Source organism: Phenylobacterium sp. (genome assembly GCF_036264965.1).
Taxonomy (GTDB): domain Bacteria; phylum Pseudomonadota; class Alphaproteobacteria; order Caulobacterales; family Caulobacteraceae; genus Phenylobacterium.
The window spans coordinates 1-14,437 of record NZ_DATAPY010000056.1 but is presented as its reverse complement, the minus strand read 5'-3'; the positions used below and the strand labels follow the sequence as shown (position 1 = coordinate 14,437).

The 14,437-nt window shown below is 67.1% G+C and carries 15 protein-coding genes; 9 read left to right on the top strand and 6 right to left on the bottom strand.

Going from position 1 to position 14,437, the window contains the following annotated elements; translation table 11 throughout:
• Window positions 1-183: 183 nt before the first annotated feature.
• Entirely contained in the window at window positions 184-492 is a 309-nt protein-coding gene (locus VHS75_RS07940; RefSeq protein WP_329638070.1) for a hypothetical protein, read from the bottom strand.
• A gap of 13 nt (window positions 493-505) precedes the next feature.
• A complete protein-coding gene (locus tag VHS75_RS07935; protein ID WP_329638069.1) occupies window positions 506-2,623 on the bottom strand; it encodes a TonB-dependent receptor in 2,118 nt (705 codons plus the stop codon).
• 150 nt (window positions 2,624-2,773) lie between these two features.
• Here VHS75_RS07935 and VHS75_RS07930 point away from each other — a divergent pair, with 150 nt between their 5' ends.
• From VHS75_RS07930 to VHS75_RS07915, 4 genes are read left to right on the top strand one after another with little or no spacing between them, the layout of a single operon-like run.
• A complete protein-coding gene (locus VHS75_RS07930; RefSeq protein ID WP_329638068.1) occupies window positions 2,774-3,265 on the top strand; it encodes a Fur family transcriptional regulator in 492 nt (163 codons plus the stop codon).
• Between the two features lie 13 nt (window positions 3,266-3,278).
• Entirely contained in the window at window positions 3,279-3,779 is a 501-nt protein-coding gene (locus VHS75_RS07925; protein WP_329638067.1) for a 5' nucleotidase, NT5C type, read from the top strand.
• Complete coding sequence (locus VHS75_RS07920; protein ID WP_329638071.1) at window positions 3,665-4,324, top strand: type IV secretory system conjugative DNA transfer family protein; 660 nt, start codon at window positions 3,665-3,667, stop codon at window positions 4,322-4,324. The genes VHS75_RS07925 and VHS75_RS07920 overlap by 115 nt, the downstream gene beginning before the upstream one ends.
• A gap of 40 nt (window positions 4,325-4,364) precedes the next feature.
• A complete protein-coding gene (locus tag VHS75_RS07915) occupies window positions 4,365-4,829 on the top strand; it encodes an LPD7 domain-containing protein (protein WP_329638066.1) in 465 nt (154 codons plus the stop codon).
• On the opposite strand, the gene VHS75_RS07910 is transcribed toward VHS75_RS07915, so the two are convergent.
• From VHS75_RS07910 to VHS75_RS07900, 3 genes are all read right to left on the bottom strand, one after another.
• The gene (locus VHS75_RS07910) at window positions 4,727-5,635 is read right to left on the bottom strand and encodes a nucleotidyl transferase AbiEii/AbiGii toxin family protein (protein WP_329638065.1); all 909 of its coding nucleotides are present in this window, start codon (window positions 5,633-5,635) and stop codon (window positions 4,727-4,729) included. The two genes, VHS75_RS07915 and VHS75_RS07910, sit on opposite strands and share 103 nt — an antisense overlap.
• Entirely contained in the window at window positions 5,632-6,243 is a 612-nt protein-coding gene (locus VHS75_RS07905) for a type IV toxin-antitoxin system AbiEi family antitoxin domain-containing protein (RefSeq protein WP_329638064.1), read from the bottom strand. The genes VHS75_RS07910 and VHS75_RS07905 overlap by 4 nt, the downstream gene beginning before the upstream one ends.
• Before the next feature lie 864 nt (window positions 6,244-7,107).
• Window positions 7,108-7,872, bottom strand: coding sequence for an RcnB family protein (locus VHS75_RS07900; protein WP_329638063.1), 765 nt, complete (start codon window positions 7,870-7,872; stop codon window positions 7,108-7,110).
• Window positions 7,873-7,999: 127 nt separating this feature from the next.
• On the opposite strand from VHS75_RS07900, the gene VHS75_RS07895 reads away from it, so the two are divergent.
• The 4 genes from VHS75_RS07895 to VHS75_RS07880 all read left to right on the top strand — a co-directional run bounded on the left by VHS75_RS07895 (window position 8,000) and on the right by VHS75_RS07880 (window position 11,074).
• Window positions 8,000-8,542 (top strand): DUF924 family protein, encoded by a 543-nt coding sequence (locus VHS75_RS07895; RefSeq protein ID WP_329638062.1) that lies wholly within the window; start codon window positions 8,000-8,002, stop codon window positions 8,540-8,542.
• Between the two features lie 74 nt (window positions 8,543-8,616).
• Window positions 8,617-9,465, top strand: a complete 849-nt coding sequence (locus VHS75_RS07890; protein ID WP_329638061.1) for a thymidylate synthase — start codon at window positions 8,617-8,619, stop codon at window positions 9,463-9,465.
• A gap of 134 nt (window positions 9,466-9,599) precedes the next feature.
• On the top strand, window positions 9,600-10,118 hold the full coding sequence (locus tag VHS75_RS07885) for a dihydrofolate reductase (RefSeq protein ID WP_329638060.1): 519 nt from the start codon (window positions 9,600-9,602) through the stop codon (window positions 10,116-10,118).
• Window positions 10,119-10,162: 44 nt separating this feature from the next.
• The gene (locus VHS75_RS07880; protein ID WP_329638059.1) at window positions 10,163-11,074 is read left to right on the top strand and encodes an SMP-30/gluconolactonase/LRE family protein; all 912 of its coding nucleotides are present in this window, start codon (window positions 10,163-10,165) and stop codon (window positions 11,072-11,074) included.
• A gap of 15 nt (window positions 11,075-11,089) precedes the next feature.
• Here VHS75_RS07880 and VHS75_RS07875 read toward each other — a convergent pair whose 3' ends face one another.
• Window positions 11,090-12,253, bottom strand: coding sequence for a hypothetical protein (locus VHS75_RS07875; protein ID WP_329638058.1), 1,164 nt, complete (start codon window positions 12,251-12,253; stop codon window positions 11,090-11,092).
• Between the two features lie 316 nt (window positions 12,254-12,569).
• Between VHS75_RS07875 and VHS75_RS07870 the strand changes: the two genes are divergently transcribed.
• On the top strand, window positions 12,570-13,847 hold the full coding sequence (locus tag VHS75_RS07870) for a cytochrome P450 (protein WP_329638057.1): 1,278 nt from the start codon (window positions 12,570-12,572) through the stop codon (window positions 13,845-13,847).
• Window positions 13,848-14,437: the final 590 nt, after the last annotated feature.

The following is a 14,437-nucleotide window of genomic DNA, read 5'->3' as shown; positions in this document are numbered from 1 at the left end:
TTTCAGTGGCTTATCGGAGACCAACAAGTCCGTACACTGAGAGTCCGTGCTGGGCAGGTTGTCTTGAAACGATTGAGCATTTTCCGCCTAGCAGGCCGGAACTCGGACCTCAGCGGGGAGATGTGTGAATGCCGTAGCCCCTTCATGGGGAGGGAAGAGCCTCAGAACGTCGCCTTCGTCAGCCTATTGATCGGCGATTTCTGTCGCCGCCCGCTCGGCGCTGGGGACCGAATGCAGGGGTTCAAGCCTGCAGACCAAGCGCCCGTCGAGCGCCGCCGCCAGACGCCCCACCGATCTCAGCGTCAGATTGGTCGGCGAGGCGAACCACGTCTGCACCTGAGTCGATGGGACCCCCAGCATCCGGCTGATGTCGGACTTCGTGACCCCGCGCTCGCGCTCGAGGTCTCGAAGCCGGGCCAACATCAGCCGCCAGATCAACTCCTGGAGAGCGCTGGCCTCGTCGTCCTGGCGCCGCCGGCTGGCGTTCAACACGGCTGGGGGCTCCTCAGAACGCCTTGCTGATGCCCGCGTAGAACCCGCGCCGCGGACCGAACTGTGGCGCGCCGACGCCGACGCCGGTCCCGTCGCGAATCTCGTATTCCTTGTCGAACAGGTTGATCACGTCGGCGCGGATGGTCAGCGGGCCGCCGGCCATCTCGAACGCGTGCGCCACGCTCAGATTGACTTGGGTGTACCCCGCCACGTGCCCGCTGTTCGGCGGCGCGCCGTCCGGCGTGAGCCGCAGTCCCGAGCCGTAGATCAGGTCACCCGACACCCGGGTCCCGTCGCCGAACTTGTAGGCCACGCCCGCCGAGGCCGAATAGGTCTGGTCGTGATCCAGGAAGATGAAGTGGTTCTGGATAAACGCCAGGTCCCCCGGGTCGAAGTTGAACTGGCTGGAGATGATGTCCTTGCCCTGGGCCCGGCTGATCGCGAAGTTGCCGTAAGCCGAGAAGGCGCCGTTGACGTAGTTGCCGCTGAACTCCACGCCGCGGGCGTAGCCCACGCGGTAGTTGAACGGCGTCAGGATGATCGGGGCGCCGAACTGGCCCTCGTCCACCAGGTTCTTGGCCTCTTTGTCATAGGCGTCGACGCCCAGGGTCAGGCCGCCGAACTTCTGCTGCACGCCCACGTCGAAGTAGTTGTCACGTTCCGACTTGGGCAGGTCATTCTGGGTCCCCAGCGCCTCGGCGCTGGTGCCGACGAATTTCTGGAAGGACTCGGAGGACACCAGCTCGAACGGCGGCGGCGAGAAGTAGCGCGCGTAGCCGGCGTGGAAGGTCGTCCCCTCCATCGGCGTCCAGACGGCGTTCACCCGCGGCGACAACTGGTTCTCGTGCCGGAAGGCGTTCAGCTGGTCGAAGCGCAGGCCGTAGTTCACGGTCAGGCTGTCGAACGGCTTCCACTCGTCCTCCAGGTAGACCGAGTAGGTCTGAGCGTCGGCCTTGCTGTTGTCGATGATCGTCTCCGCCGCGGCGCCGATCTGATTGCCGTTGGCGTCCAGGGCGAAGACCTGGGAGTTGGTCTTGCTGGTGGTGTGGTCGGCGGAGATGATCACCCCGCCGCGGATCGTGTGGGCGTCCGTGAGCTTGTAGACGCCCTCCAGCTGGGTCCCGAACGACAGGTCGGTCTTGCGGGCCGCCTGGGCGATGCCGTTGAACAAGAGCTCGCCGGTGACGTCAGGCGTGTACTGCAGCTCCGAATAGCGGCCGAAGAACGAAGCCTGGGCGGTGAAGTCGCCCATGGTCTTCTGGTAGGTGACGATCCCGTAGGTCGTGCCTTCCTTCTGGTTCTGATTCAGCTTCTCGGAGGGGAAGGCCGTGACGCCGTTCTGGCTGAAGCCCAGGTCCGGCTGCAGACCCGACACGTTGGGGATCTGGAACTTGTCCTGCGAGGTCCCGGCGATCAGCGACACCCGGCTGGTGTCGTCCAGGATGTGATCGAGGTAGCCGAACGCCTGGTACTGGTCGGAGTGGTCGTGCAGCGGCGTGCCGCGCCCGTCCGGGCTCTCGATGCCCACGTCGGTGCCGGTATAGCTGCCGGAGAAGAAGCCACTGGTCGCCCCCGACGAGCCGCCATATTCGATCGAGGGCTCAATCATTCCGTGGCTGCCGCCGTAGACGCCGACCTCGCCGCCGTTCTTGAAGCCGCTCTTGGTGGTGATGTTGACGATGCCGGCGTCGCGGATGCCGTACTGGGCCGGCAGGGCCCCGGTGATCAGGTCGACGTTGGCCGCCAGTCGGGGCGACAGGGACTGTCCGAACACCTGCAGGCCTTCCGGCAGGATCACGTTGTTCAGGCGGAACTGGATGTTGCCGTGATCGCCGCGCACGTGCAGCTGGCCGAAGCTGTCCTGCGCCACGCCCGGCGCCTGCAGAATCACCTGGTTCAGCTGGACGTTGGCTCCGGACGGCAGGTTGTTGATGAAGGCCTCGGGCATGGAATAGATCGTCGCGCCCAGAGCCGGCTCGACCTCGGACCGCGCCGCATCCAGCCGCTGGGCGGTGACGACGATCTCGGAGGCCTGGGCGACGGGCGGCGCTGCGTCGGATTCAGCGAAGGCAGAGTTCGCGGCCATCGCGCCGAGGCTGGCGGCCGCCAGCAGAAGCAGTTTACGCGTCATTGAATCCCCTTGAAACCGAGGCCATCTCAGTAGCCGTTATGTGATAACATACCTGTTATGAAATAACATAACGGGTCGTCAAGCCGCTGCGTGCGGTGATCCGGCGCGACGTCAAGAACGTTGCGGCGCAGGCGTCTGGAGCGTTACGTGATGGACATGCACTCGCCCGACTGCACCCATGAGGACGGCGCCCATCCGGGGCTGGGCGGCGCCGACCTGCGTCATGCCCTGGTGGACGCCGAGCACCGTTGCAGCGACATCCAGGAGCGGCTGACCGCGCCGCGGCGCCGCGTGCTGGAGCTGCTGCTCGAAGCCGACGGCCCCTTGAAGGCCTACGATCTGATCGCGGCTTTTGGCGAGGACGGCGAGCCGGCCAAGCCGCCCACCGTCTACCGGGCCCTGGAATTCCTCGAACGGCTGGGTTTCGCGCACCGCATCGAGAGCCTGAACGCCTATGTCCCCTGCCGGATGGACCGCACGGGCCATGCCGCGGCGTTCCTGATCTGCGACTGCTGCGGGGCGGCCGAGGAGTTCGAGCCGGACTTCGCGCCCGGCCGGGCCGCCGCTGAGGCCAAGGGCTACGCGGTCAAGTCCGTCACCCTGGAAGCGCGCGGCCTCTGCCCCGCCTGCCAGGCCGGGTGAGACGAACGCCCGCTTGAGACGGCAGATCTACCTCGACTGCGACGGCGTGCTGGCCGATTTCGAAACCGCCGCCCAGGCCGTTCTCGGCATGCCGTCGGACGCCTTCGAAGACCTGCGCGGCGCTGGGCAGTTCTGGAAGCGCCTGGCCGCCGCCGACAGCTTCTTCGAGCGCCTGGACCTGCTGCCCGACGCCCGCGAGCTCTACGACGCGGTAAGCGCCAGGGCCCCGATCATCCTGACCGGCATGCCGCACGGCCAGTGGGCCGAACCGCAGAAGCGCGCCTGGGCCGCCCGTCACTTCCCCGGCGTGCCGATGATTGCCACGACCGCGGCCCAGAAGCGCGAGCACTGTCACCCCGGCGATGTCCTGGTCGACGACCGCGACCAGCACCGCGCCCTCTGGGAAGACGCCGGCGGCCTCTTCATCCACCACCGCTCCGCTCAGGAATCGATCGAGGCCCTGAAGGCGGCAGGGTATTTGGACGGGAGATCGCCTTCGCGCCGAAGGAGCTGAAGGTCGCCCAGGACCTGTCGGAGCGGCTTGGCTACTGGACCTATCTCGGGCGCTCGCAGAGCCGGCCAACGCTGCTGTCCGGCGGCAAGCGCAGCATGACGGAGTCCGACCAGCGCCGCGCGCTGATGATGCCCCAGGAACTGATCCAGATGCCGACCGACCGGCTGATCGTGCTCCGCGCCGGAATGCCGCCCGTGCGCGGCCGCAAGATCGCCTACTGGCGCGAGCGGGCGTTCGCCAAGCGCGTCGCGCCGCCGCCCCAAATCCCCGTCCGGGCCGTCGTCCCCGACCCGCCGCCTGAGGCGCCGGTCGATCCGCTCACCCTGCAGCTCGGCCCGCTGGCCATCGCCGAGGTCGAGCGCCTGGCGCCCCTGCCGCCGATGGGCGCCAGCGCCGAAGCGGTGGAAGCCTGGGTCGACCGCTATGTCGATGCGATGGATCAGCCGCCGTCCGGCGCCGTGGCCGGCCCGAGGACATCACGCGACCCGCCGTCGATGACGGCGCGCTCAAGACTTGAGGAGGCTGACCGTGCCCAGGGCGTTTGACAACCGGAACCGCTTCTTCTCCCTCGTCAAGGGAGTCAACGTGAGGCGCGGGGACGTCCCAGACGAGCTCAAGCAACGCTACCGCGTGGAGTCGAACGGCGGCCACAGCGTCCATTTCTACATCGACAGCCAAACCAATAGTCCGGCGGTTCGGGATCGCGGGCGGGACCTCATCGCGCCCGGCGTCAACCCGAGCGCTGTCCGCGACATGGTGGCGATCGCCCAGCACCGGGCCTGGCCCTCCATCTACACGGTTGGGGCAATGGACTTCCGGCGCGAGGTGTTCCTGACCGGCCAGGCCCAGGGTTTGGCTGTGTTCGGCTATCCGGCGACTGAACGCGACTTGCCGGAAATCGAGCGGCGCCGGGATGAACCGACGCGTCGCCGGCTGGAGCTCGACGCTCAGCGTGTCCAGGCGCCGCCAACCGGCCAGCGGGCCTCGAACATCTCGCCTTTCACCAGGCTGAGGGTGGGCGGCATCACCAGCGCCACGATCTGCGCCTGAATCTCCGGGAACGGCTCCGGCGCGAGCGAGATCTCGGTGCGCTTGAGGAAGGCCGTCCACTGCCCCTGCTTCGCCTCGGCGAAGGCGACCGTCAGCGCTAGCGGCGGCTCGGTCGGCAGCGGCGTTTCGCGGCGCGCGAAGGTGGCGGCGATGGCCTCGGCGAGCACCGGGCCTTCGAAGGCGAAGGTGTTGGCGATAGCCCAGAGGTCGAAGAAGTCCTTCATCCGAGTGTTGATCATCCCGAGCGCGGTCATCGCCTGGAACTTCTCGGCCACCACGGTCTCGGGCGGATAGGCCCGCAGCTTCGGCTGCGGCAGGTCGAGCAGCGAGGGATAGTCGATGTCCTGGGCGCCGGGCGTGATGGCGTCGCCGAAGCCGATATCCACGTGGATCGGCAGCCGCGCGCCGGCGAGCTCCGCCAGGAAGTCCAGCCGGACGCCGGCGTACTCGTCCTCGGCGCGGGCCGCGGCCGCGACGATGGTCTCTGGCCGGAAGACGATCCCGTCGTCGGCGGCGATCCCCATGACCTCGCGGAAGAAGCCGGCGACCTGGTCGGGGTCATTGTTGCCGAAGCCCAGCAGGTCCAGGTCGCCGGTGGCGCGGTAGGGTGTCGGCGCCCAGAGACTGAAGAGCATGGCGCCCTTCAGGACGAACAGCTTTCGGTAAGGCGAGACGCTAAGGCGCCAGAGCAGCCGCTCGATGACGTAGCGGGTCATCAAGAGCTGGGCGTTCTCCTTCCGCTCGCGGGCACGGTTGGTCAGCCGGGCTCTGGCCGAGGCGGCTATGTCCTTGGGCTTGTCGTTCACGTCAGCGCCTCAAGATAGGGACGCATGACCATCTGGACGCGATCGATCTCGGCAAAGCGCCAGAGTTCGTCAACGGGGGGTCGGTGATCGGCCCAGCGCATGAGGTCGCGCAGCGCCTCGACCGCGACATCGAGGCCGATCTTGTTGCGGTACTTGAAGCAATCCACGACCGTCTTCGCCGGCGAGGTGATCGGCACCGGGACCTGGTCGATCTCATGGCGCTCGACGCCCTCGCTGAGCGCGCGGCCGCTGGCGCGGATGACGCGGATCTGCACCGGCGGATTGACGGGCGCCCAGTCCTTCGGCCCCAGCAGCATCCACACGGCGTGCGGCGTCTGGGTGGTGAGGTCGTGGAACTGCAGGGCGGAGAGCAGGCCGATCACGCCACGGGGCTGGAGGCGGGCGGCCTCCGCCAGGCTGGTCGCCGCATCCGAGGGCGAGCCGGCCAGACGGTAGAGGCCGCGCCCGACTTGCAGGAACACCCCCTCCTCGGTCAGGCGCTTCAGATACATGCGCGGCACGCCGGCCGCGTCGAAGTCCGATCCGCGGGCGATCCCACGGGTTCGGGCGACCTCGATGGCGCGTTGGCGATGGCCTTTGGGTTCCATGGTGATGTTATAAATCCTCCGCGAATGTTTGCAAAGTCCGAGGTTTTGTAACAGTGCGGTCTTCGGCAAACCCATGCGGGGAAAGCCTTCCCCTGCGGGTGCGCCGTTGCGGCGCGTGAGAAGAAGAGGAGTGTTCGAAAGAATGGAGCCTGCCGATAGGGCTCCTGCCCACCCGACTAACCGGTGCCGGCGCGAGCCGGCTGAGACCCCGAAAGGGGAACGGGACCATAGAAGGTCGGGAAAAGGTCCAAAGCCGGACAGCCGCAAGCGATGGCGGAGGGCCAGGGCAAGGTGTGCATGGCGAAGGCTGGATTGCCAGAATCCTAGCTTCCAGTGGTGCAATGGAGGAACGGTGGCGAAAGCGGATGACACGCCACTCCGCGCAGGACGGGATCATGGCTCAGGGGTCGCCACGACCACGCCGAACTCCTAGGCGCTATCGAGTGACGGCGGTTGTGAGGTGCCAGTGGCCGCGGCGATGCATTCCTTAGCGGCTTGCTCTGCCTCAAGCCTACTTCCGGCCTCGCCTCGGCCGATCGGCGTAATGCGGTCGAGCGCGAATGCCATCCAGAGCCAACCGGGTCGCTTGGGTCGGACATCATAGTAGCGGCCAGAGAACGTAGACATTTGGGCCTTCGGGCACGTGGGAACAAAAGCAGAATATCGCCTGCCGCGCCTTTGTCCACTCACCGTCCGCGCACTAGCCAGCCCCAGCCCCGCTCACAATGGCGTTCCGCAAAGGTCTGGGACCGGGCAACGCATCTACACAGGCTCTGCACAGCCCCTATTGCCTTGATTTTCGATAGTGAATTCAGTAAGATACCTAAGCCCAATCTCCCGCAAGGGAGAAGGACGCCAGTCAGATCACCAGAAGATTCCGCGCACCACCTGGACGATGCGCCCGGTGTAGCGGTCGACCATCAGGGCGTCGGGGCCCACGCGCACCCATTCGTAGCCGGGCGGCGGATAGGGCAGGTCGTAGTCGAGGAAATCGCCGATGAAGTAGGGGTCGCCGAACCAACCGCGCGGCAGGAAGTCGCCGAAGCCCCACGAGCGAACATAGTAGCCGTAGGGGGCGCGATAGGCGCCGGCGTGGAAGCGGTCGTGGCTCCAGAACACCGGCGGGGCGTGTCCCGGCTGCCAACGGCCGCCGCGCCCGCCCCAAGGATTGCTGCGCGCATCGACCTGCCCGCCGCCGCCGCGCCCATCGAAACGAGCGCCGCCGCGATCGGCGCCCGGCGGGATCACCTCGCGGGGACCGCGCTCATGGTCGAACTGGCGGGAACCGCCGCCCTGGGCGCCGGGACCGGGACCGGGCGCATGGTCGGAACGTTGCTGCGGAGCGCCCGAAGGCGCGCCCTGGAAGCCCTGGCGCGGACCGCCGCCCTGGGGCGGACCGCCGCGGCCTTCACGACCCTGGCCTTGGGGCGCCCCGGCCGGGGGTCCGCCCCTGGGCGCGCCCCCTTGCGGACCACCGCCGTGACCGCCGCCGGGCGGCCCGCCAGGGTGCGGGGCGCCTTGCGGGGCCGCCTGGGAATGTTCGTGGTCGCGGTCCTGCGCGAGGGCCGCGCCGCTCGCGCCGGCCAACAGCAGCAGCGCCAACGCGGCGGTCGAAAGCTTCGTCTTCATGGTCTCGCTCCAAGGGCGCCAAGGCCCCGATGGTTGCGTCAATCCTATCCCTACTATTGCTGACTTGACTGAACCACGCTTGAACGGCGCAGCCTGCTTAGGCGTCAGGAACCGGGAACCCAGGCACGTGACGGCGCACATCAACGACATCATCGGCTTCTGGCGCGGCGCCGGTCCGGAGAAGTGGTTCAAGAAGGTCACGGCCTTCGATGAGGCCATTCGCCTGAAGTTCGAACCGACCCACCATCGCGCCGCCCGCGGGGAATACGACCATTGGGCGCAATCGGCCGACGGGGCGCTAGCGCTGCTGATCCTGCTCGATCAGTTCTCGCGCAACCTCTACCGCCACTCAGGCCACGCCTTCGCCACCGACCCAAAGGCCCGCTCCATCGCCCGCGCCGCCATCGAGCAGGGCTTCGACCGCGAGGTCGATCCGACCTTCCGCAACTTCTTCTACCTGCCCTTCGAGCACTCTGAGGACATCGCCGACCAGGACTACGGCCTGGCCCTAGTCGCCGAAGCCGGCGTCGCAGACGACCTCAAATGGGCCGGCCTCCACCGCGACATCATCGCCCGCTTCGGCCGCTTCCCCCACCGCAACGCCGCGTTGGGCCGCACGACCACCCCGGAGGAGCAGGAATTCCTCGATGAGGGCGGGTTTTCGGGGTGAACCTGCAATTCTCTGTGAATCGATTCGTGGATTGATTCCGGATCGAAACGAATCAGCGCGATGTTTGGTGTTGCATGAACGCCCACGCCGCCATCGCTGCGCTCTATCAGGCCGCTCCGGAGCACCCGGAGCAGCAGTATCTCGGTCTGCTGGCCGATATCCTGAAGAACGGCGTTGAGCGCGGCGACCGCACCGGCACGGGCACGCTCGGCGTGTTCGGCCGGCAGATGCGCTTCGACCTGGCCCAGGGCTTCCCGCTGCTGACCACCAAGAAGCTGCACAAGAAGTCGATCATCCTGGAGCTGCTCTGGTTCCTGCGCGGCGACACCAATGTCCGCTGGCTGCAGGAACGCGGCGTCAGCATCTGGGACGAATGGGCCGACGCCGAGACCGGCGAACTCGGCCCCGTCTATGGCAAGCAGTGGCGGTCATGGACCGCGCCGGACGGCCGGGTCATCGACCAGATCGCCACCGTCGTCGAAGGCCTGAAGACCAATCCCAACAGCCGCCGCCACATCGTCTCGGCCTGGAACCCGGCCGAGGTGGAGGACATGGCGTTGCCGCCTTGTCACTGCCTGTTCCAGTTCTTCGTCGCCGATGGGAAGTTGAGCTGCCAGCTCTACCAGCGCTCCGCCGACGTCTTCCTGGGCGTGCCGTTCAACATCGCGAGCTACGCCCTGCTGACCATGATGGTGGCCCAGGTCACGGGCCTTAAGCCCGGCGAGTTCGTCCACACGCTCGGCGACGCCCACCTCTACCTGAACCACCTCGACCAGGCCAAAGAGCAGCTGCGGCGCACGCCCTATCCCCTGCCCGTCCTGGAGATCGCGCCCAAGCGCGACCTGTTCGCCTTCGAGTACGAGGACTTCAAACTGCGCGGCTACCAGGCCCACGACCGGATCGCCGCGCCGATCGCGGTGTAGCTCAAAACCCGCTCATCCCCGCGAAGGCGGGGACCCAAGCCGAGTCCGAGATTTCCCACGCCCTTTGCGCAACCGCCGAGTCCGCTTGGGTCCCCGCCTTCGCGGGGATGAGCGGGAGTGGTAAGGCCTGATCTATGCCCCAAATCACCCTCACCGCCGGTCCCATCGCGCGCGCCCGCAACGGCGTCATCGGACGGGACGACGGCCTGCCCTGGCGGCTGAAGACCGACCTGGCCAACTTCCGCGCCGTGACCATGGGCAAGCCGGTGATCATGGGCCGCAAGACCTGGGACAGCCTGCCGAAGAAGCCGCTGGTCGGGCGCACCAACATCGTGCTCTCCCGCGACGGCTCCTTCGAACCCAGGGGCGCCGTGGTTTGCGAAGAGTTCGGCGAGGCAGTCTCCATCGCCCGCGAACAGGCCGAGGAGGACGGCGCGCGCGAGGTCTGCGTGATCGGCGGCGCATCGCTCTTCGAGCTGGCGCTGGCCAAGGCCGGCCGCATCTACCTCACCGACGTCGACGCGGAGGTCGATGGCGACGTGGTCCTGCCGCCGCTGGACATGGCCCGCTGGAGCGAGGTCAGCGCCAAGGCCTATCCCGCCGGCGAAGGCGACGACTATCCCTTCACGATCCGGGTGCTGGAACGCCGCTGATCTTCGTTTAGGGTTTCGTCCAACAAGAAATTGGGGGATGCGCCATGGACTATCAGCTGATCACCGAGGGCCTCGAATTCCCCGAGGGCCCGATCGCCATGGCCGACGGCTCGATCATCCTGACGGAGATCAAGGGAAGGCGGCTGACCCGCGTCACCCCGGACGGTGGAAAGGAGACGCTGATCGAGACCGGCGGCGGCCCCAACGGCGCGGCCATCGGCCCGGACGGCGCCATCTGGATCACCAACAACGGCGGTTCCTTCGAATGGCTCGACAACCAGGGCCTCTGCATCCCCGGCCCGACGCCGGCCAGCCACGTGGGCGGCTCGCTGCAACGCTATGACCTGAAGTCGGGCAAGCTGGAGACGGTGTACGAGGCCTGCGACGGCCGCCGCCTGATCGGCCCCAACGACCTGGTCTTCGACAAACAGGGCGGCGTCTGGTTCACCGACCACGGCTGCTCGACGCCGGAGGGCCGCAAGTACGGCGGTCTCTACTACGCCAGGACCGACGGCAGCCACATCAGCCGCCAGCGTGACCACCTGATCTCGCCCAACGGCGTGGGCCTCTCGCCGGACGAAAAGACCGTCTACGCCGCCGACACCCAGCTCGGGCGGCTCTGGGCCTTCGACATCTCCGAGCCCGGCGTGCTCGCGCCCGGCCCGGGATTCGCGCCCGGCCATGTGATCTGCAACCTGACCGGCTACCAGCTGCTCGACAGCCTGGCGGTGGAGGCCGGCGGCAAGGTCTGCGTGGCCACCATCCTCAACGGCGGGATCACCGCCTTCGACCCGGACGGCTCGACGGAGCACTTCGCCTTCCCCGACCTGATCTGCACCAACATCTGCTTCGGCGGAGTGGACATGCGCGACGCCTGGATCACCGGCTCGTCCACCGGAAAGCTCTTCAAGACCCGCTGGCCGCGGCCCGGATTGCGGTTGAATTTCAACGCCTGACGCGCCTGGGCCGGCCTAACCCGCCGCGCGGCTGACAGCCTCGGCGTTCGCCGCATCCGGCGGCTCGACGTCGGCGGCTTGGGGCGGCCTGGCCTTGTGGTCGTCGTCCTCGCCCAGGCCCTGGTGGAAGTCCTGCAGGATGTCGAACAGCTCATCGAGCTCGACCTTCAGCGGCCGGCCCTTCGGGAAGCGGTAGCGCCAGAAGCTGGCGATGTGGCTCACCATCCCCGTGCGCTCCCCCAGCGTGATGAACATCTCCGGCGACTTCAGCAGGAAGTCGCGGAAGGCCATCGGATTGCCGGCCAGGGTCAGCTCGGCGAAGGCGTCGTCATAGACCTGCAGGGTGACGCGCACCTTGCGCACCTGCCCCAGGATCGCCTGGTTGACGCGCGCGCCCACCTCCTTGACCTGGTTCATCCTCTCGAAGTCGCGGGGTCCCACGACCTTGATTTCGCTGAGCTCGGCGAACACCTCGCGCAGCTCCGGCCACAGGCTGTTCAGGACCCATTTGTAATAGAGGAAGCCCTTCCAGCTGAAGATGCCCTCGCGGAAGTTCTCGCCCTCCAGGCCCAGCGTGAGGCGCAACGGCTCCAGGCGGGTGTCGTCCTGGCCGGACAGTAGCAGGCCGACCAGCCTGGAGATGTTGGCGTCGGGCGAGCCGCCCTTGCCGCCGCCATAGGCCAGGTCGACCAGCTTGGAGATCTCGCCGGCAACGAACCGCTGCATGCGGTCGAGGTCGGCGTGGGAGATGGCGAAGTAGCAGTTGGCGATCTTGAAACCGCGCCGCTTGAGGTGCTCACGCAGCAGGAACGGGTCGAGCGAGGGCAGCTCGTCCAGCGCTTCCAGCAGGGCGATGTCGCGGGCTTCGTCCTCCGAGCTGCCGCGCAGCTCGTCGAGCATGTCCTGCCAGCCGCGCTGGCCCACGAACAGCGACCGGCCACCCAGGCCCAGGTCGGTCCGCTCGAAGGGGATAATGACCTTCGTCGAGATGCGCTTGGCCGCCTCGAAGATGTACTGCTCGTCGGCGCGCAGCCGGTGCTTGATGATCACCGCGCCGTTGAGCGAGACGGCCTTGAAGAACGGCGCGCTCACGTATTCGGGCTCGCCGGCGTTCTGGCTCGCGACGGCGGCGAGGTTCAGGACGCGGCTGGTCGAGGCCGTGCGTTCGAGGCCGCGCAAGCTCCGATACGAGCGGTCTTGTGCGCGCGCGACCAATTCGACCTCCACAGGCGACGCTCGTCGGCTTCGCCCCCCAGGGCCTGCATCGCGGGAACGTCGGACGCAGCGCGGCGCTACGAGAGCGTCCCCACCGACGGCCTCAGGGCGGCACCATGGGGGAGGAAGCTCTACAAATCGGTTAAGGTCGTTTGTTCACCGAACGCGGTCCGGCAGGTTGACGCCGTCGCTTACGCGGCTTCCCCTGGGCCCGGTTTGGGGCGAATACTCTCGTCCCAGGCGGTCCGGTTCGAGGCCGCCCCGACGGAGGATTTGGGCCATGGACGACGGTTCGATCGACGTGAAGCGCGCGGCGCGCGATGCGGCCTATGCGATGCCGCTTGCGGACATCAATCCCGCGGACCCGGAGCTGTTCCGCACCGACACCTGGGGCCCCTATTTCGAGCGCCTGCGCGCCGAGGACCCGGTCCACTGGGCCGTGAGCGCCGAGGAGGACGTCGGCGGCTATTGGTCGGTCACCAAGTTCAACGACATCATGGCGGTGGACACCAACCACGAGGCGTTCTCCTCGGAGCCCACCATCGTCCTGCCGGACCCGGCGGAAGACTTCACCCTGCCGATGTTCATCGCCATGGACCCGCCCAAGCACGACGTCCAGCGCAAGACGGTGAGCCCGATCGTCGCCGGCCCCAACCTAGCCAAGATGGAGGCGGTCATCCGCGAGCGGGCCGGGGAAATCCTCGACGAGTGCCCGATCGGCGAGGCGTTCGACTGGGTCGACAAGGTCTCCATCGAGCTCACCACCATGACGCTGGCCACCCTGTTCGACTTCCCCTGGGAGGACCGGCGAAAGCTCACCCGCTGGTCGGACGTGGCGACCGCGTCCCCTGAGAGCGGTGTCTTCAGCTCCACCGACCCGGAGGTCGCCGAGAACGAGCGGCGCGCCGAGCTGTTCGAGTGCGTCGACTACTTCATGCGCCTGTGGAACGAGCGGGTGAACGCCCCGCCCAAGTCGGACCTGATCTCCATGCTCGCCCACGGCGAGGCCACCCGCGACATGGACCGAATGGAATACCTCGGGAACCTGATCCTGCTGATCGTTGGCGGCAACGACACCACCCGCAACACCATCACCGGCTCGGTCCTGGCCCTGCACCAGAACCCCGACCAGGATCGGCTGCTGCGTGGCAATCCGGAGCTGATCCCGGCCATGGTCTCCGAGACCATCCGCTGGCAGACGCCGCTGGCCTATATGCGTCGCCGCGCCACGCGCGACTTCGAGCTTGGCGGCAAGACCATCCGCGAGGGCGACAAGATCGCCATGTGGTACGTCTCCGGCAACCGCGACGAAGAGGTGATCGAGCGGCCCAACGACTATTGGATCGAGCGCCCGCGGGTGCGCCAGCACCTCAGCTTCGGCTTCGGCATCCACCGCTGCGTCGGCAACCGCTTGGCCGAGCTGCAGCTGAAGATCATCTGGGAGGAGATCCTGCGCCGCTTCCCCAAGGTCGAGCTGGTCGGCGAGCCGCAGCGCGTGTTCTCCAGCTTCATCCACGGCTACACCCATCTGCCGGTGCGCGTGGAGACGCGCAACTAAGGCGCGCCGCGCGGACCCGCCGCGCCCGCCTTGCCCCCAAGCGTCCGCCGGGATGGGCCCCCGATCCCGCGCGCAAAGCCTCCGATCACCCCTTTTTGCGCCAAGATTGGGCTCTGTTTACGTCCACTTCATCCTGGAATCATGCCGCCAACGCTCCCTTTCTACGAAACGGGAGATCACCGGCGAAGCCAGGGAGGGGGGCGGTGGGCCGTGGGCCGGTAGTGTCGCAGCTTCCCAAATGGGTTCGGTTGAGAAGCGTGGTGCCGAGTTGGGCGAGGCGTTATCGTTCGGGCTAGCGCTCGGCCAATTCAGGCAAGCGCGCCCCATATTAGGAATCGGAGCTTTGCCTAAGGCAAATATGTCGGACACTCCCAGGCCCATATTCGTCCTGGTCCTGGTCGCGATCTTGGTGCTGGGCGTTCTCTGCCTGAACATCTATCTAAACGCGATCAATGCGCCGAGGCAGTTAGGTTTTGGGCCGGGCTGGAGTTGCTACGGCCAGAGCACGAGAGAGCCAATGTGCCGGCGCGACAATCATTCGCGCTCGGCGCCAACGTTACCAAGAGTCCCGGTCGCCAGAAATTCAAACT